This is a genomic window from Klebsiella sp. 141162 (assembly GCF_050600755.1).
Classification (GTDB): domain Bacteria; phylum Pseudomonadota; class Gammaproteobacteria; order Enterobacterales; family Enterobacteriaceae; genus Klebsiella; species Klebsiella aerogenes.
In genome coordinates this window covers 107,417-125,315 of the sequence record NZ_JAQIRI010000008.1, presented here as the reverse complement: position 1 = coordinate 125,315, position 17,899 = coordinate 107,417, and the positions used below count along the sequence as shown (strand labels likewise).

Genomic DNA, 17,899 nt, shown 5'->3' with positions numbered 1-17,899 from the left:
TTTCCCTGATTCGTAGCCCCGGTAAGCGCAGCGCCACCGGGGGAGGGGGTTATTGCTGACTTTGATACAACGGCACCACGTTGCCGCCAATATAACGGCGGCGTAGCCAGGCGGAGAGGGTATCCATCACCATGACCACCGCCACCAGCAACAGGGTAATAAACATCACCACGTCCCAGTTCCACAAACGCATATTTTCCGCGTAGATAAGGCCAATCCCGCCCGCGCCGACAAAACCTAACACCGCGGCGGAACGGGTATTGGATTCAATCTGATATAAACTCAGCGCCAGGAAAGTCGGGAACGACTGGGTGAAAATGCCGAAGCGGTGTTTCTGCAGACCATTAGCGCCGACGGCGGTGAGGCCGCGGCCAGGCGAACGGTCTACCGCCTCGTGGCCTTCAGCATACAGGCGGCCCAGCAGGCCGGTATCCTGCATAATAATCGCCAGTACCCCGGCCAGCGGCCCAAGCCCTACGGCGCGCACGAAAATGAGACCCCAGATAGCCATATCGATACCGCGCAGCATGTCGAACAAGCGGCGCATCAACATGGCGATAATGCCGGGAATCACGCCGCGCATAATATTGCGCGCGGCCAGGAATGACAGCAACAGCGCGATGACCGTCGCGGTAATCGTCCCGGCGAAGACGATAGCAAGCGTAATGGCGATTTGCGTGAAGTAATAGGCAAACGGCCAGTTCCAGAAGTCGTGCCAGACGAACATCCGTAGCAGATAGCGTCCCATCTGCTGTAGACCGGTCGCCAGTTGTTCGCTGCTAATACCGAACTGCATAAAGAACCAGGCGTAATAAAGTACGCTCGCCAGCGCCAGCAGGCCGACATAGCGCAGGTATCGCCCCTGGGTCTTATACAGCGCCTGATGCTGGCGGCGGCTGGTGGCGATATCCGGTTGATGTTGCCATTGACTCATTTTTTCCCCTCCAGAACCCACTGGCGCAGGCGGCCGGAAAGCATATCCAGCAGCGACACCACAATAATGATCAGCAGCAGCGTCATGCTGACCTGATCGTAACGATCGAGCTTAATGTTGGTCATCAGCTCCTGGCCGATCCCGCCGGCGCCCACCAGACCAAGAATGGTGGATGAGCGGAAGTTAATCTCAAGGCGCATGAAGCCGTAGGAGAGAAAAATCGGTTTCACCTGCGGCCACAGGGCAAAGCGCACCTTCTGCAGCGCCGATGCTCCGCAGGCCGCCAGCCCGCGAACCGGTTTATCCTGCGCGCTTTCCACCGCTTCATAGAACAGTTTGGTCAGGCTGCCAACCGTATGCAGCATCAGCGCCAGAAAACCGGGGATCGCCCCGATACCGAACGCCATGACGAAAATGACCGCCCAGGCAAGCTCTGGCATGGTGCGTAAAAAGGCTACCAGCACGCGAACGGCGAAGCGTAGCGGCGCGGGTGACCAGGCATTATTGGCGGCGAGGAAAGCCAGTATGGTCGCTACCGCGACCGCCACCAGCGTGGAAGCCAGCGCCAGCTGCAGCGTCTCCCAAATCAGCGGTAGCTGAATCGGCAGGCGATAGCCCCAGTACGCCAGCGAACCTTTGGTATGAGAATCGGCTAACAGAACGCCCGGATGCAGCGTCGGCAGCGTCTCGAACATATAGTCGAGAAAGTTTGGCAGAGAACGCCAGATGGTGAACAGATTAAACTCGGCGGCGTGCCCGGCGGCAAAGTAGAGCGCCAGCAGCACCAGCGACCAGCCGAAGGTATCGCGCTTTTGCCGCGTCCTGACCTGCTGGTAGTAACGTTCGAATTCGGTATAGGTATTATTCATGCGGCGAAAAGGTCTTTAACGTAGCGTCGCCGTCCGCATTGACTTGCGGGCGGCGGCATCGGTGCGGGATTAACGCGCGCTAACCAGCTCGCGTTTCATATCAATGATCTGCTGGAAATCGGCCACGCTGCCCGGGCCGATGTGCTGGGTTCCGCCCATCGCTTTCACAAAACAGGCGTGATCGTCGGTATCCAGTTTTTTAAGCGCGGTGACGACTTTGGCTTTGAAGTCCGCCGGCAGCGCATTGCTCACGAGGATCGGGCCGTTCGGGATCAGCGGCGATTGCCAGATAATCCGGATTTGCTTCATCAGATCCGGATGATCCATGCGAATCAGGCGATTAAAAGCGCCCACGCTGTAGCCGCTGTTGTAGTCGCCGACCATTGAGGTCCAGGTGACCGCGCCGGCAAACTGGCCGTTCAGTACGCCGAGAATGTCCTGCTCGTGGCCGCCGGAGAAGGTGACGCTGGAGAAGAAGTTATTGTATTTGTTGTCCGCGTCGCCGCCGAATTTCTGTTTAAAGGCGTGGTTCGGAATTAAATAACCGGAAGTGGAATCCGGGTCGGCGAAGCCAAAAGCTTTGCCTTTTAAATCGTCCAGCGTTTTATACGGGCTGTCAGCTTTGACGATGACCACCGAGTGGTAGCCGCGGGACTGATCTTTATCATCAACGGCGATACCGACAATATCGACGGCTTTCGGGTTATTGATATAGACCGAGGCATAAGAAGAAGGCGACATACTTAATACGACATCGACTTTACCGCCCAGCAGTCCCTGAATGACGCCGGAATAATCGGATGAGTTACGTAATTTGGTATCGACCTTCAGCTCTTTATCAAGAAACTGTTTAACGCATTGGTTATCGCCAATTTGCTGCGTGGCGTTTTGACCGCCGAGGATCCCCAGATTTAATTCCTTCGGCTGTTCAGCGGCGCTCGCTTGCCACGTCAGTAACAGAGCTGCGATTGCTGCGGATAAACGAACTGCGCCATTAATATGTTTGTTCATTATTTTGCCCGTGTGTTTTTAACTAAAGGAAATTAATGCAACTGGCTAATTTCATCGCCATACAGCTGATGCAGGACATCCTGAGTCAGCTGTGCGGGATGATCGTCGAAAATGATGCGGCCTTTGGCGACGCCAATCACCCGCGTGCAGTACTCTTTGACCAGTTCGACCGAATGCAGGTTGACCATCACGCTAATCCCCTGGCCGCTGATTTCCCGCAGTACGTTCATAATTCGCTGGGTGTTTTTGGGATCGAGCGAGGCGACGGGTTCATCCGCCAGCAGGATCCCGGGGTTTTGCATCAGGGCGCGGCAAATCGCTACGCGCTGCATCTGGCCGCCGGAGAGGTTTTCCGCCCGCTGTAGGGCGTGCGGCAACATATTCATCCACTCGAGAAGAGAGATGGCGCGTGCCCGGTCGGCGTCGGGGAAAATCTTAAACAGCGACTTCAGGGTTGAGGTCTGACTCAGGCGACCGAGCAGTACGTTAGTCAGCACATCAAGACGCGGTACGAGGCAGAAATCCTGGAAAATCATCCCGCACTCGCTGCGCCAGGCATTGAGCGCGCGTCCTTTCAGGCGTGAAACATCATGCGGTATACCAACTTCCGGAAAGCTGAGAATTTCACCGCCGGTGGCGCTGTGAGTGCCGTTCAGGACATGCAGCAGGGTGGATTTCCCGGCTCCCGAGCGGCCTATCACTCCCACCAGCTCGCCGGCATGGAGGTCAAAGCTGATGTTATCGAGAACGGTTTGCTGCGCATTATAAGATTTACTCAGGTTGCGCACGCTTAAGACTTTCCGCTGCCGGGTTGGGGCGATGGGCGTAATTAGCGAAAATTCGGTTTCCGCCACCGCGGCAAGAGAGCTGTTCATAAGAGTGTCCTGGTTCGTCATAAACTGGTCACTATTAATCGCGTTTTGTGTGAACTTTCGATGACGGTAAGGCGAAAAAATAATGAAAGCGTGATGAAACGCTTATCTGCAAGGTAAAAGAAACATGCCAGCGGCAAACATAGCGTGATTGGCTACACTAATGAAAATGAGAGCAAATAAGAAAGAAATATGAGAACTAATCTCATTCTCTTAGATATCATTCTTTCATGGGATTAATAGTCCTCTGCAAGCGGTTTTTTTGTTTATGTTTAGGCATTTTGTGCGGTGCTTAAAACCATTCATGTAGCTTATGAATGGGTTGATCGTCTTATAATTTGCTATTTTATGGTATTATATTCTTACTTTTGTGTGTTATTAAGATTTTTCGCAACGTCATTTATCTTATCTATTAAGAATATTCCTAATGAAATAGGGTTATGATCCTGGACGATATAATAACCGATTAGGATTGTAGGAATTTTCGATCAATAACCACATGAAATTAAATGTTTTTTGTTTTTGAGCAAAAAATAGGATTTCGCCAAAAAGCAAAAAATTGACATAAATGAGAATTAGCTTCACATCCTGCTTGTTGACACTTAATCAGAAAAAACCTAAATTTGAATCCAACAAAAAATATAAATCGATAAATAATTTCGGCATTATTAATGATTAAATAATGGCGCTGGTATTTTATTATAAATAATTTCAACAGGGGTTAATTGCAGGTTTAGACTCTGCAGGCCTGGCTATCGGCAATGGGGTGAAAGGTAGTATTTCCAGGATGAAGAGGATAAACAGTATATGGACGATCAATGCTCCCTTGATAAGTGTATTTGGCCAGCACATGATACTTATTTTTTAAAAGGCTTATCGGAACTCATTTTAGACATTGAAGAGCTTATTTATTTGTCATTGGATAAAATATGTAAGGACTTTTTGTTTATCAATCTGAGTACTAATGCATTAAATTACTTTATTCGCTATGACAACGACTGGTTAGCTAAGGCCAAGGGCAAACAAATCATTTTGATTGCCGCGAGAAAGTCAGAAGCGTTAGCCAATTATTGGTATTACAACGGTGATATTCGCGGCGTGGTGTATGTCGACCTCGCGCGCGATATAAGAAAAGAACTGGCCTATGTAATTAATGGACGGTTTCTGCGCAAAGATATTAAGAAAGAAAAAATTACTGACCGGGAAATGACGGTGATCAGAATGACGGCCCAGGGAATGCATCCGAAATCTATCGCCAGAATTGAAAATTGCAGTGTGAAAACTATTTACACCCATCGGCGAAATGCTGAGGCCAAGCTGTATTCGAAAATTTATAAATTAGTTATGTAACGTTTATTTAGTGGTACACCGGGACGACTTGTCCTTAATTAAACTCAGGATGAAAAAGCTATGAAAAAAAAGGTTATTGCTATTGCTCTGGTAACGGCGTTTGCTGGAATGGGTGTTGCTCAGGCTGCTGATGTTACTGCTCAGGCCGTGGCTACCTGGTCTGCAACCGCGAAAAAAGACACTTCAAGCAAACTGGTTGTTACCCCGCTTGGCAGCCTGGCTTTCCAGTATGCCGAAGGGATTAAGGGCTTTAACTCACAAAAAGGTCTGTTTGATGTTGCGGTTGAAGGCGATACCACGGCGACTGCCTTCAAACTGACTTCACGTCTTATCACTAACACGCTGACCCAGCTGGATACCTCCGGCTCAACGCTGAGCGTGGGCGTGGATTATAACGGCGTCGCGGTAGAGAAGACTGCTGACACCATTATGATCGACACCGCTAACGGCGTGCTGGGCGGCAACCTCAGCGCGCTGTCTAACGGCTACAACACCGCAGGCCGCACCACCGCGCAGGACGGCTTTAACTTCTCCATCATCAGCGGTACCACCGACGGCGCCACCGCGGTAACCGATTACAGCACGCTGCCGGAAGGGATCTGGAGCGGTGACGTGAGCGTGCAGTTCGACGCCACCTGGACCAGCTGATTTTCTCGTAGCACCGGGCAGGGGGACTCCCCCTGCCTCTTCAAGGACTGAACGCTTATGAAAAAACATCTTCTGGCCATTGGCCTGCTGCTGGGGCTGGCGAATCCGGCGCTGGCGCTGGATGTCGGCGATATCTCTTCCTTTATGAACAGCGGCAGCAGCACGCTAAGTAAAGAGATCAAAAATACCACCGATAGCGGCCGCTTAATCAACATTCATCTGGAACGTCTCTCTTCACCGCTGGAAGGCGGCAAGGTTATCCCGATGGATAAACAGGACGAAATCCTGCTGACCCCCGCCAGTTTGTTGTTGCCTGCAAAGGCCAGTGAAGTGGTGCGCTTTTTCTACAAAGGCCCGGCGGATGATAAAGAGCGCTACTACCGCATTGTCTGGTTCGATCAGGCCTTAAGCGATGCCCAGCGCAATGGCTCCCAGCGCAGCGCCGTGGCCACCGCTTCAGCCCGCATCGGCACCATTCTGGTGGTGGCGCCGCGTCAGGCTAATTTTCGCTATCAGTATGCCGGCGACACGCTGACCAATACCGGTAACGCCACCTTGCGCATTATCGCCTACGGCCCGTGTCTGAAAATCGCCGATGGCAAAGAGTGCAAAGAAAACTACTACCTGATGCCGGGGAAATCGCGTCGCTTCACGCGCGTCAATATTGCTGACAAAAAAGGACGGGTCGCGCTCTGGCAGGGCGAGCAGTTTGTTCCCGTGAAATAGACATGTGTGCTGATGGATTAAGACTATGCCTTTACGACGGATCACCCCTGGACTGAACGCGCTGCTTGCCTCCGGCATGGTTCTTTTGCTGGCGCCTTATAGCGACAGCATGGCCGCCGAGCGCGTGCAGCAAATCGGCGGCGTGATTATCCCGCAGGCTTTCAGCCAGGCTTTGCAGGACGGCATGAGCATTCCTCTGTTTATTCATCTTGAAGGCAGCCGCGATAATCAAAACGATCAGCGTATCGGCGCCGCGTATATCTGGCTTGATGGCGATGTGCTGCGGGTCCGGCAAATCACCCTTGAAGAGGGCGATGACAACGCTCGCGTCAGCGACGAGACGCGTCAACAGCTCAGCCGTTTATCCAATGAGGCTTTCAACGACGCGCTGAAGATCCCCTTAACCGATGCCGCGCAGCTGCAACTTAGTCTGCGCCAGCTGCTGCTGCAACTGGTGGTGAAACGTGAGGCTCTGGGAACCGTACTGCGGTCGCGCAGCGAGGATATTGGCCAGTCGAGCGTTAAAACTTTCAGTAATAACCTCACCTATAACCTCGGGGTCTACAACAACCAGATGCGTAGCGGCGGCAGCAATACCTCCAGCTATCTGTCACTCAATAGCGTTAGCGCGCTGCGCGAGCATCACGTGGTGCTCGACGGCTCGCTGTACGGTATCGGCACCAGCCACCAGGACAATGAACTGTATAAAGCGATGTACGAGCGCGACTTCGCCGGGCACCGTTTTGCCGGCGGGATGCTGGATACCTGGAACTTACAATCGCTGGGGCCGATGACCGCGATTTCGGCCGGTAAAATCTACGGCGCGTCGTGGGGAAACCAGGCCAGCTCTACGGTATTTGACAACAGCCAATCGGCGACGCCGGTGGTGGCATTCTTACCGGCGGCAGGCGAGGTCCACCTGATGCGCGACGGGCGCCTGTTAAGCGTGCAGAACTTCGTCATGGGGAATCATGAAGTTGATACCCGAGGCCTGCCGTACGGTATTTACGACGTTGACGTCGAAGTTATCGTCAACGGAAGAGTGGTCAGCAAACGCACCCAACGCGTCAACAAGCTGTTTACTCGCGGACGCGGCGCGGGCGCGCCGCTGGCCTGGCAAATATGGGGCGGCAGTTTCCATATGGACCGCTGGTCGGAAAGCGGCAAAAAGACGCAGCCGGCGAAAGAGAGCTGGCTGGCGGGGGCGTCGGCTTCCGGATCGCTGAGTACGCTCAGTTGGGCGGCCACCGGCTACGGCTACGATAGCAACGCCGTCGGCGAAACGCGCATTACGCTACCGCTAACCGAGGCGGTGAATATCAACCTGCAAAACATGCTGGCCAGCGACAGTTCCTGGAGCAGTATTGGCAGCGTTAGCGCCACCTTGCCCGGCGGCTTTAGCTCGCTGTGGATTAACCAGGAAAAGACCGTTATCGGCGATAAGCTGCGCCGCAGCGATGCCGATAACCGGGCGATCGGCGGCACGCTGAACCTGAACGCCCTGTGGTCAAAACTAGGCACTTTCAGCATCAGCTACAACGATGATCGCCGCTACAACAGCCATTACTACACGGCGGATTATTACCAGACGATTTATAGCGGCTCTTTTGGCTCGCTAGGCCTGCGCGCGGGCTTACAGCGCTATAACAACGGCGATAGCAACGCCAACACCGGGAAATATATCGCCCTCGATTTATCACTGCCGCTGGGCAACTGGTTCAGCGCCGGGATGACCCATCAGAACGGCTATACCATGGCCAACATTTCGGCGCGTAAGCAGTTTAATGAAGGGGCGATTCGAACCGTCGGCGCCAATATTTCGCGGGCGATTTCCGGCGATACCGGCGACGACAAAACCTTAAGCGGCGGCGCTTATACGCAGTTCGAAACGCGCTACACCAACGGCACACTGAACGTTAACAGCGGCGCCGACGGCTACGTGAACACCAACCTGACCGCCAGCGGCAGCGTCGGCTGGCAGGGGAAAAACATCGCCGCCAGCGGGCGAACCGACGGCAACGCCGGAGTGATCTTCAATACCGGGCTGGAAGACGACGGCAAGCTCAGCGCTAAGGTTAACGGGCGCATCGTGCAGCTCAGCGGTAAACGCAACTACCTGCCGCTGTCGCCGTACAGCCGCTATGAAGTCGAACTGCAGAACAGTAAGAACTCGATCGACAGCTACGACATTGTCAGCGGCCGTAAGAGCCACCTGACGCTTTATCCCGGTAACGTGGCGGTGATCGAGCCGGAAGTGAAGCAGATGGTCACCGTCTCCGGGCGCATCCGCGCCGAAGACGGCACGCTGTTGGCGAACGCGCGCATTAATAACCATATCGGACGCACCCGTACCGATGAGAACGGTGAATTTGTCATGGATGTCGATAAAAAATATCCCACCATCGATTTTAGCTACGGCGGAAATAAAACCTGTGAAGTGGCGCTGGAGCTCAGCCAGGCGCGCGGCGCGGTGTGGGTAGGGGACGTGGTATGCAGCGGTCTCTCTTCATGGGCGGCGGTGCAGCAGACAGGAGAAGGTAATGAAAGCTAAGTGGCTACTCGCTTTGGCGACGCTGACGATTGCGCCGCTAGCGATGAACGCTAAGGCGGCGGTGACAAAATATTCTGAAGCCGCTGCTCCGGCGCGCGAATTTGTCTTTGTCGAGAACAACTCTGATGACAACTTCTTTGTCACCCCTGGCGGCGCGCTGGATCCCCGCCTGACCGGCTCAAACCGCTGGACCGGATTAAAATCAACCGGTTCTGGCGATACCGCGTACCGTCAGGTCAGTCTGGGTTATATCGATGATGGTCACAACCATGGGATCTCCGCTAATTACCGGTTTGATATGTGGCTGGATAATGCGCCGGTCTCTCACCCTTTACTGGGTTTACGGTGTATTAACTGGTACTCGGGATGCGATCTGGCAACCAGCCTGATTTTACCCCAGTCAACCGATGCTAATGGATTTTACGGCGTCTCAACGGGGAGCGGGACGAAATGGCGTCATGGGATGATGTCCGATGCCTTTTATCAATACCTGCAGCAGATGCCGATCGGCGGTAGTTTTACGATGACGATTAATTCCTGCCAGACATCGGTCGCTTACGATGCGAGCAAAGGCGAGCGTTGTAAAGATCAGGCGTCAGGTACCTGGTATATCCGCGACGTAACCCATACCAAAGCGGGGCACTTACGCCTGATAAACACCCACTCACTGGCGGAAGTGTTTATCAACAGCGACGGCGTGCCCACGCTGGGTGAAGGCAATGCCGATTGCCGTACACAAACGATTGGTTCTCGCTCCGGTTTAAGCTGCAAAATGGTTAACTATACGCTGCAAACTAATGGATTAAGCAACAGCTCGATTCACATTTTCCCGGCTATCAGTAACTCTGCGTTGGCATCGGCGGTAGGTAACTACGATATGCAGTTCAGTCTTGATGGTAACTCATGGAAACCAGTCAACGGCATTCTGCAGTATTACACTTTTAACGAGATGAAGAGCTCTGATTCTATCTATGTCTTTTTCTCCAGTAACTTTTTCAAGCAGATGGTGGCGTTGGGCATTAGCGACATTAACACCAAAGATCTGTTTAACTTCCGTTTTTATAACACCACTTCGCCGGAATCCGGCTGGTATGAATTCTCGACATCCAATAGCCTGATTATCAAACCGCGTGATTTCAGCATCAGCATTATCTCCGATGAGTACACCTCGGCGCCTACGCGTGAGGGTTACGTCGGCAGCGGCGAACCGGCGCTGGATTTCGGCTACATCGTCACCACCAGCGGCAAAACCGCCGCCGATGAGGTGTTGATTAAAGTGACCGGCCCGTCACAGGCGATTAGCGGGCGCTCGTATTGCCTGTTTAGCTCGGCGGACGGTACCGCGCAGGTGCCGTTTCCGGCGTCGCTCTCTTTCATTACCCAAAGCGGGGCGACGAAAAGTTACGACGCCGGCTGCGACGATAGCTGGCACGACATGACCGATGCGCTATGGCTTACCACGCCGTGGACTGATATTTCCGGCGATGTGGGGCAGATGGATAAAACAACGGTGCGCTTCTCGATTGCTATGGACGATCCTATCTCGCTGCGCACCATCACCGACAACGGCTGGTTTGGCGAGGTCAGCGCTTCAGGAGAGATTCATGTCCAGGCGACGTGGCGTAACATTAATTAAGCTGACGCTGGCGAGCCTGTGGCTGCTGGCCGCGCCGCTGGCGCAGGCGATTTCTGTCGGTAATCTGACCTTTTCGCTGGCCTCTGACGCTGAGTTTGCGGCGAAAAGGGTTATCAACAACAATAAAAGCGCGCGGCTGTATCGGGTGTCGGTGGTGGGTATCGACCGGCCCGGCGGCCATGAGGTTCGTGCCCGCCCGGCGGACGGCGAACTGCTGTTCGCCCCGCGCCAGCTGACGCTGCAGGCGGGCGAAAGCGAATATTTCAAGTTCTATTATCACGGGCCGAAGGATAACCGCGAACGCTACTATCGGGTCTCGTTTCGTGAAATTCCCACCCGCAACCTGGTGATGCGCGCCCCGGCAGGCGGGCAGATCAGCATGGAGCCGGTGGTGGTGATGGATACCATTCTGGTGGTACGCCCGCGGCAGGTTCAGTTTAAATGGGCGTTCGATAAAGCGGCGGGGAGCGTCAGTAATACCGGCAATACCTGGTTTAAGCTGCTGATCAAACCGGGATGCGACACCACGGAAGAGGAAGGTGACGCCTGGTATCTGCGCCCCGGCGATGTCGTTCGCCAGCCGTCGCTGCGTAAGCCCGGCAACCACTACATCATCTATAACGAGAAATTTATTAAAATCAGCAATGACTGCCCGGTGAAATAGCCGGGCAATCGCCTGAATTATTCCTCGTTCAGCAACTGACTCACCAGCGCGATATGGGTCTTAATGCCGACCGCCAGCGCATCTTCGTCGATGCGAAAATGCGGGTTGTGCACGTTCCACGTCGCCCCTTTTTGCGCATTGCCGCAGCCGATAAACAGAAAGGTGCCCGGTACTTTTTCCTGATAGGAGGAGAAATCCTCGCTGCCGAATAGCGCCTTATCCTGCAGCTGTAGCGTGCCTGCCGGGAAGTGGCGGGCTATGGCTTCGCGGGCGATATGATTGGTGGCGTCGTGGTTGTTGCCCACCGCATAGCCCTGCTGCCATTTAATCTCGTAGCTGGCGCCGTGGGCGGCGGTGATGCCGTCGATAATCCGTGCCATCAGCGGCGGTACCGCCTCGCGTACCTGCTGGCTATGGGTACGCAGCGTCCCGGCCAGCCGCGCGCTGTCGGGGATCACGTTATAGCTATCGCCGGCCTGAAAAGTGGCGATAGTCAGCACCGGCGCGTTGCCCGGATCGATATTGCGGGCGACGATCTGCTGCAGCGCGCCGACCACTTCCGCGCCGATGGTCACCGGATCGATACAGTGCTGTGGCATCGAACCGTGGCCGCCTTTGCCGCGAATGGTGATATCAAAGTTATCGCTGGAGGCGACGTACACACCCTCTTTCAGGGTTATCACGCCAACCGGGCTGGTGGGGAAAACATGCAGGCCGAAAATATGTTCGACGTCGTCAACCACGCCCAGTTCAACCAGCTCACGTGCGCCGCCCGGCGGCACCTCTTCCGCAGGCTGGAAGATGAATTTAATGCTGCCGTGCAGCTGTTCGCGAAGCTGGCACAAGACTTTCGCCGCCCCCATCAGCATCGCGGTATGCGCGTCGTGACCGCAGGCGTGCATTACGCCGGGCTTCGTTGAGCAGAATGCTTCACCGCTCTCTTCCTGTAGCGGCAGGGCATCGATATCGGCGCGCAGCGCCCACATTGGCCCAGGATGCGCGCCGCGCAGCACGGCAATCACGCTATTTTCCAGCGGGCGGCTTATCTCGAGGCCGGAAAATAGCGCCAGCTCGCGGGCGATATAATCGGCGGTCGGCTTCTCGTTAAACGACAGATCCGGATGGGCGTGGATATGCCGACGCCAGCGCAGCGCTTCCTCGGCCGCGGCGGAAATGAATTGTTCAGTGGCGTGTTGCATCAGTGACTCCTTCAATCAATAACGGGCTGACTGACGACGGTTTTACGTTTCATGAGCGGCAGCACCGCCAGCGCGGAGCAAACCATCGCCAGTGAAAGAAACAGGAAAGCGCTGGCGTAACCGTGGGTTTTCTCCACCAGATAGCCAATGACGATCGGCGAGACAAAGCCGCCGAGGGTACCACCGGTATTAATCAGACCGATGGCCGAGCCCATCATATTTTCCGGCAGGCGCTTCATCGGCAGGGTAAAGGCGGTGACGAAGGTCGACATCAGGAAAATTTCGCCGATAAACAGCAGCAGGCTGGCGATAAGCGGCGTCCGGGCGTGGAAGATGGCGAAGATCGCCACGGCGCTGATTAGCGCGCTGATGGCAATCACCAGCGGTTCGCGATTAAGAAAATATTTGCCCACCAGCCAGCCGGTACCGAGCGATGAGATCCAGATCCCCAGCCCCCCCGCGGCCACCACGTAGCCGGATGCAGAAAGCGACATTCCCATACTCTGAACAAAAAACTTCGGCAGCCAGGCCATCAGGCCATAGCTGGGAATATTGACGCAAAAGATAGCCAGAAAGAGCAGGATAACCGTGGGGTTACGCCACAGGGCGGCGCCAGCGGCGCTCTGTTTCGCGACCACCGCCGTCGGCTGTCGGCGCGGCACGCGCAGGGCGATCAGTAGGGCGATAGCGCAGGCAACGATCCCCAGTACGGTGAACGACAGATGCCAGCCGAGCAGCGCCAGCGCGTTAACAGCGATAATCGGCCCAATGGTCATCGCCAGTCCCGCTGACGACAGCAATATTGATTGGGCGAAGGTACGTTGTTCAAGAGTGAAGTTGCTTACCACCGCTTTGGCGCAGGAGCAGGGATAGCCGGAGTGGCCGACGCCCGACAGAAAGCGGAACAGCAGCAGCAGGCCGAAGCTCGCTCCCAGCAGGCCGAAGCACAGCGCGAAGATCCCCAGCGCCGCCAGCGACAGCACCAGCATGGTTTTGTAGCCAATGCGATCGTTAAGCCAGCCCGCCGGAACCTGAAACAGCGAATAGGCGAGAAAAAAGATGCCGGTAATGTAGCCCAACTGCTCGGCGTTAAGCCCGAACTCCTTTTCGATAGGCAGCAGCGCGAAGCCGGTGACGGTTTTGTCGATATAAACGACCACGTAGCCGATAAACAGTAAGAAGATCATCTGAGACTGACTTTTCATTTTTTTCCGCCCGGTGTCTCATGGTTGCATGTGTTGTCGTGGGAAATCCCCCCACTGCATCCTCAGGCTTTACCCGCGCGGCGGGAAGATATAATTTTTCTATAGGTGATGCTTTTTTCTGATAGGGGTGAGCGGTGAAATATCTTCCCAAATTGAACCAGCTGCAGGCGCTACGGCAGGTGGCGCGTAGCGGCAGCATCCGCTCAGCGGCGCGTGAACTGGGGCAATCGCAGCCAGCGCTGAGCCGGACATTACGTGAGCTGGAGCAAATCCTCGGCACGCAACTTTTTCTGCGCAGCAAAGAAGGCGTCGCCCTGACCGAAGCGGGAATCGCTTTCTTACAGCGCGCGGAGTGGGTGCTGGAGGAGTTGCGGCGCGCGGCGGACGAGGTGGAACAGATAAACCATGTCACCCACGGTCGGCTGACGGTCGGCTTTTCGTCGCTGATTGCCCTGACGGTGTTTCCGCAGGTGGCCGAAGGATTTAAGCAGGCGCTGCCGCAGGTACAGATGACGGTGAAAGAGGGGCAGCTTTCGTCGCTGCTGCCGGGCGTCCGCAGCGGAGAGATTGACCTGGCTATCGGATCGGTCGACCCGATGCATCCGCCGGAAGGGGTGATGCTGGAACCGCTGTTTACCGCGCCGTTCTGCGTTATCGCGCGCAAGGGGCATCCGCTGGCGCACGAAAGCGATCTGCTGGCGCTGCGTAAAGCCCGCTGGCTGCTGCCGGAGTCACCGATGGGCTACTATCAGCAGCTACAAAACGAGCTGATTCATTTTTATCGCCAGGTGTCGATTACCCCGCTACGCACCGACTCGGTGATTGTCGGCTTGCAGATGGTACTGGAATCCGATTATCTGACCATCGTCGCGCGCGCCATGAGCCAGCCGCTGCAGCTTGGCGATAAGCTGGTCACGCTGCCGGTATCCACGCTCCCGGCGGCGCAGTATTGCGCGGTATGGTCGCAAAAATCGGCGCTCACCGCCAATGCCCGGCTGTTTCTCAATCGGCTGCGAAGCGCCTGTCAGCGCTACGCCTGGTAAAACGGCGGCTCGCCAGCTGGCTGAGGGCGCAGCACAGTAAATAGTAAACCGCGCCGGTAAAGACGAATATCGCCAGCGGGTAGATTTGCACCCGGTTATTGACCTGCCCGGCGACGGTGGTGAGTTCAGGCACGTTGACGATAAACGCCAGCGAGGTGTCTTTCAGCAGGCCGATAAAAATGCCGACCAGCGACGGCTGGACGTTGCGCAGCGCCTGCGGCAGCAGGATTAAGCGTAGCGTCTGGCCGGGGGCGAATCCCTGCGTCAGCGCCGCTTCATACTGGCCGCCGGGCAGGGCGCGCAGCCCCGCCAGCACCGAGTGCATCACCGAGGCGGCGGTGAACCACGCCAGCGCCAGCGTGACCGTCACCGCGCCCGGCAGATCGCCGCCGGTCAGCATCGGCAGCAGATACCATAGCCAGAAAATAACGAAGATCAGCGGGATACCGCGAATAATTTCCGCCCACAGGAATAGCAGACGACGGACCGCTCCGCCGTAGCGCCAGGCGGCGCAGGCCAGCAGAATACCGCCCGGTAGCGCCAGCGCGGTCGCGCCGATGGCCATCAGTAAAGTGAGCGCCACGCCGCCGGGTTGGCCTTCCGCCAGCCGTCCCCACAGCAGATAATCAAGGTTGTCGGCGATCACCGCGAGGTTAGCGTTCATGTTGTGCGCTCCGTGGCTGACGATATCCCGGACCGAAACGCGTCAGCGCCAGTCCCATAACGATACCCAGCGCCAGATACAGCACTGTGCCGACAGCAAAGGCCTCCAGCGCGTGGGCGTTATAGCTCTCGATTTGCCGTACCTGGTAGGTGAGCTCGGCAAAACCGATACCGCTGGCCAGCGAAGAGAGTTTCATCAGGTTCAGGTACTGGCCGACAATCGGCTGCCAGGCGTTGGCCAGCCCCTGCGGCAGCAGAATAAAACGTAATTCACCCCAGGGGCTAAATCCCTGCGACAGCGCCGCTTCGCGCTGGCCGTGGCTGACGGCGCGCAACCCGGCGGCAATCTCTTCCACCAGAAATGCCGAGGTAAATACGCCGAGCCCCCACATTGAGCAGAGAAATTCCGGCGTCAGCCACCAGACGTCGCCCGGTAGAATCGACCAGCTATGGGAGTCGTTGATAAAATCGCGCGCCGCCAGCGGCAGCAGGTTCCAGGCGGCGAAGTACCAGAACAGCAGTTGGACCAATAGCGGCGTATTGCGAAACAGCGATACCCACGCCGCCACCAGCCAGCGGCCGGGGCGTCCGCCGCCGAGACGCAGCGCCAGCAGCAGCACCGCCAGCGCGGTGGCCAGCAGTATCCCGGCCACGCTGACCCAGACGGTAGTGAGAAAACCGGAGATTATCCACTGCAGCGGCTGCCCGCTGAGCACGCCATGCCAGTCGAGAATCGCCATCACTCAACGCTCTCCTGATGTAGCGGGTCGAGCACCTTCTGCAGAAAACGGCGGGTACGCGCATGCTGCGGGCGGGCGAAAAATTCCGCCGGCGGCGCGGTTTCGAGGATTTCGCCACCGTCGATAAACACCACCCGATCGGCGATTTCGCGGGCAAACTGCATCTCGTGAGTGACCACCACCATGGTGATACCGCTGTGGGCCAGGGCTTTCATCACCTGCAGCACTTCGCCGATCATCTCCGGATCCAGCGCCGAGGTCGGTTCATCGAACAGGATGATTTGCGGCGAGGAGGCAAGGGCGCGGGCGATGGCGACGCGCTGCTGCTGGCCGCCGGAGAGCTGAGCGGGCATCTGCCGCGCTTTATCCGTGAGGCCGACCTGGGTGAGTAATTCCAGCGCCCGCTTTTGGGCGGCATCGTGTTGCCAGCCGTGCACGCGCTCCAGCGCGAGGGTAATATTCTCCTGCGCCGTCAGGTGAGCGTAGAGATTGAACTGCTGAAAAACGAAGCCGACCCGGCTGCGCAATTGGCGCAGCGCGCTGCCGGTCAGGCGGCGGGTCGGTTTGCCATCGATGAGGATCTCGCCGCCGCTTAGCGATTCAAGCTGGTTGATCAGGCGGATCAGCGTTGATTTACCCGATCCTGATGGCCCGAGGATCGCCACCACTTCGCCGGGATTGACCGTTAAATTAACGCCGTTAAGTACCTGATGATCGCCGTAGCGTTTAACCACGTCGCGAAAGGTAATACTGGCCTGCTGCAGATGCGAGAAATCCGCGGCCGAAGCCGCGGATCGTGAAAATAAGGCGGAAAACATCTGGGTTATTTCGCTTCTATGGTAAAGGCGCGCGGCTGCGGAGAGGCGGTGCCAGGGCCAAACCAGGTGTCGTAGATTTTCGCCGCCTGGCCGGATTTTTCCAGCTTAACCAGCTCGTCGTTTACCGCTTTCAGCAGCGCCGGCTCGCCTTTTTTCACACCGACGCCAATCTCTTCTTTGCTCAGCAGGTCCGGCAGAATTTTAAAGTTGGCTTTATCCGGCGCGCCCGCCAGCAGCCCGGCGAGAATGGTGCTGTCCTGGGTAATCGCCTGCACGTTGCCGTTTCGCAGAGCGGTCAGCGCCAATGGAATATCGTCATAGGAGAGCACCCGCGACTGCGGGAAACGCTGGTGCAGCGCCTGTTCGCCGGTGGTGCCTTTTACCGCGCCGATGCGCGCTTTACTGTAGTCATCCAGTTTATCCGGCGACTTAGCCGGAACCAGGAACTGCTGGCCGGTTACAAAGTAGGGCGTTGAGAAATCAATTACCTGCGCGCGCTCCGGGGTAATGGTGATATCGGCGACGATCAGGTCGGCCTTACCGGACTGCAGCAGCGGAATACGGTTAGCCGGGTTAGTGGCCACCAGCTCAAGCTTGACGCCAAGAGATTTCGCCAGCGCCTGCGCGAAATCGACGTCGTAACCCACCAGTTGATGGGTTTTGGCATCCACGGAACCAAACGGCGGGTTAGCGTCGAAGGTGGCGACCTTCACCACCCCGGCGGCTTTGATATCGGCTAACTGGTCGGCGTGAACCTGGGCGGTCAGCAGCAGCGCGCCCAGCGCAAAAGCGATTTTGGTATAAGTTTTATGCATCATCATTCCCCTGAATCCCTGTTTTGTTTTGTGTTTATCACGCTCCCACAAAAGCGCCTCGTCCGGCAAAGAAGAAAAAATTCTTATCTATAACCAAAATCTCTTAATAAAAATGGGGATATTGCTGTTAACCAAATCGCTTTTACAGGAAGGGG

At 56.0% G+C, this 17,899-nt stretch carries 17 protein-coding genes; 7 read left to right on the top strand and 10 right to left on the bottom strand.

What is annotated here, in order from left to right; genetic code table 11:
* Positions 1-49: 49 nt before the first annotated feature.
* The 4 genes from phnE (PGR23_RS19450) to phnC all read right to left on the bottom strand — a co-directional run bounded on the left by phnE (PGR23_RS19450) (position 50) and on the right by phnC (position 3,689).
* Complete coding sequence (phnE, locus tag PGR23_RS19450) at positions 50-934, bottom strand: phosphonate ABC transporter, permease protein PhnE (protein WP_316423057.1); 885 nt, start codon at positions 932-934, stop codon at positions 50-52.
* The gene (gene phnE, locus PGR23_RS19445; protein ID WP_045391034.1) at positions 931-1,803 is read right to left on the bottom strand and encodes a phosphonate ABC transporter, permease protein PhnE; all 873 of its coding nucleotides are present in this window, start codon (positions 1,801-1,803) and stop codon (positions 931-933) included. Before phnE (PGR23_RS19445) ends, phnE (PGR23_RS19450) begins: the two co-directional genes overlap by 4 nt.
* Positions 1,804-1,872: 69 nt before the next feature.
* Positions 1,873-2,814 carry a phosphonate ABC transporter substrate-binding protein gene (gene phnD / locus PGR23_RS19440; protein ID WP_015368085.1) on the bottom strand — a complete coding sequence of 314 codons (942 nt, stop codon included), beginning with the start codon at positions 2,812-2,814 and terminating at the stop codon, positions 1,873-1,875.
* Between the two features lie 32 nt (positions 2,815-2,846).
* Positions 2,847-3,689, bottom strand: a complete 843-nt coding sequence (gene phnC, locus PGR23_RS19435; RefSeq protein ID WP_396279888.1) for a phosphonate ABC transporter ATP-binding protein — start codon at positions 3,687-3,689, stop codon at positions 2,847-2,849.
* An 804-nt stretch (positions 3,690-4,493) separates the two neighbouring features.
* On the opposite strand from phnC, the gene ecpR reads away from it, so the two are divergent.
* The 6 genes from ecpR to PGR23_RS19405 are packed head-to-tail and all read left to right on the top strand — an operon-like array spanning position 4,494 to position 11,261.
* A complete protein-coding gene (ecpR, locus tag PGR23_RS19430; protein WP_045380896.1) occupies positions 4,494-5,036 on the top strand; it encodes an ECP biosynthesis operon DNA-binding transcriptional regulator EcpR in 543 nt (180 codons plus the stop codon).
* A 60-nt stretch (positions 5,037-5,096) separates the two neighbouring features.
* Positions 5,097-5,684, top strand: coding sequence for a common pilus major fimbrillin subunit EcpA (gene ecpA / locus PGR23_RS19425; RefSeq protein ID WP_047046013.1), 588 nt, complete (start codon positions 5,097-5,099; stop codon positions 5,682-5,684).
* Between the two features lie 57 nt (positions 5,685-5,741).
* Positions 5,742-6,410: a hypothetical protein gene (locus tag PGR23_RS19420; RefSeq protein WP_396279887.1), complete on the top strand. Its 669-nt coding sequence runs from the start codon at positions 5,742-5,744 to the stop codon at positions 6,408-6,410.
* 25 nt (positions 6,411-6,435) lie between these two features.
* Positions 6,436-8,961 (top strand): fimbrial biogenesis outer membrane usher protein, encoded by a 2,526-nt coding sequence (locus PGR23_RS19415; protein WP_047046010.1) that lies wholly within the window; start codon positions 6,436-6,438, stop codon positions 8,959-8,961.
* Between the two features lie 43 nt (positions 8,962-9,004).
* On the top strand, positions 9,005-10,597 hold the full coding sequence (ecpD, locus tag PGR23_RS19410) for a fimbrial adhesin EcpD (RefSeq protein WP_227505038.1): 1,593 nt from the start codon (positions 9,005-9,007) through the stop codon (positions 10,595-10,597).
* On the top strand, positions 10,566-11,261 hold the full coding sequence (locus tag PGR23_RS19405) for a fimbria/pilus periplasmic chaperone (protein ID WP_015704522.1): 696 nt from the start codon (positions 10,566-10,568) through the stop codon (positions 11,259-11,261). The genes ecpD and PGR23_RS19405 overlap by 32 nt, the downstream gene beginning before the upstream one ends.
* A gap of 17 nt (positions 11,262-11,278) precedes the next feature.
* Here PGR23_RS19405 and PGR23_RS19400 read toward each other — a convergent pair whose 3' ends face one another.
* Together PGR23_RS19400 and PGR23_RS19395 are read right to left on the bottom strand one after the other, a co-directional pair.
* Positions 11,279-12,460: an amidohydrolase gene (locus tag PGR23_RS19400; RefSeq protein WP_348876141.1), complete on the bottom strand. Its 1,182-nt coding sequence runs from the start codon at positions 12,458-12,460 to the stop codon at positions 11,279-11,281.
* Positions 12,461-12,471: 11 nt separating this feature from the next.
* Complete coding sequence (locus tag PGR23_RS19395) at positions 12,472-13,665, bottom strand: MFS transporter (RefSeq protein ID WP_045391018.1); 1,194 nt, start codon at positions 13,663-13,665, stop codon at positions 12,472-12,474.
* A 134-nt stretch (positions 13,666-13,799) separates the two neighbouring features.
* Here PGR23_RS19395 and PGR23_RS19390 point away from each other — a divergent pair, with 134 nt between their 5' ends.
* A complete protein-coding gene (locus PGR23_RS19390; protein ID WP_045391015.1) occupies positions 13,800-14,708 on the top strand; it encodes a LysR substrate-binding domain-containing protein in 909 nt (302 codons plus the stop codon).
* On the opposite strand, the gene PGR23_RS19385 is transcribed toward PGR23_RS19390, so the two are convergent.
* The 4 genes from PGR23_RS19385 to PGR23_RS19370 are packed head-to-tail and all read right to left on the bottom strand — an operon-like array spanning position 14,668 to position 17,744.
* Entirely contained in the window at positions 14,668-15,372 is a 705-nt protein-coding gene (locus PGR23_RS19385; RefSeq protein ID WP_289578276.1) for an amino acid ABC transporter permease, read from the bottom strand. The genes PGR23_RS19390 and PGR23_RS19385 overlap by 41 nt on opposite strands.
* Positions 15,362-16,114, bottom strand: coding sequence for an amino acid ABC transporter permease (locus PGR23_RS19380; protein ID WP_396279886.1), 753 nt, complete (start codon positions 16,112-16,114; stop codon positions 15,362-15,364). Before PGR23_RS19380 ends, PGR23_RS19385 begins: the two co-directional genes overlap by 11 nt.
* Positions 16,111-16,929 (bottom strand): amino acid ABC transporter ATP-binding protein, encoded by an 819-nt coding sequence (locus PGR23_RS19375; protein WP_032707519.1) that lies wholly within the window; start codon positions 16,927-16,929, stop codon positions 16,111-16,113. The genes PGR23_RS19380 and PGR23_RS19375 overlap by 4 nt, the downstream gene beginning before the upstream one ends.
* A 5-nt stretch (positions 16,930-16,934) precedes the next feature.
* A complete protein-coding gene (locus PGR23_RS19370; protein ID WP_396280114.1) occupies positions 16,935-17,744 on the bottom strand; it encodes an ABC transporter substrate-binding protein in 810 nt (269 codons plus the stop codon).
* Positions 17,745-17,899 lie beyond the last annotated feature (155 nt).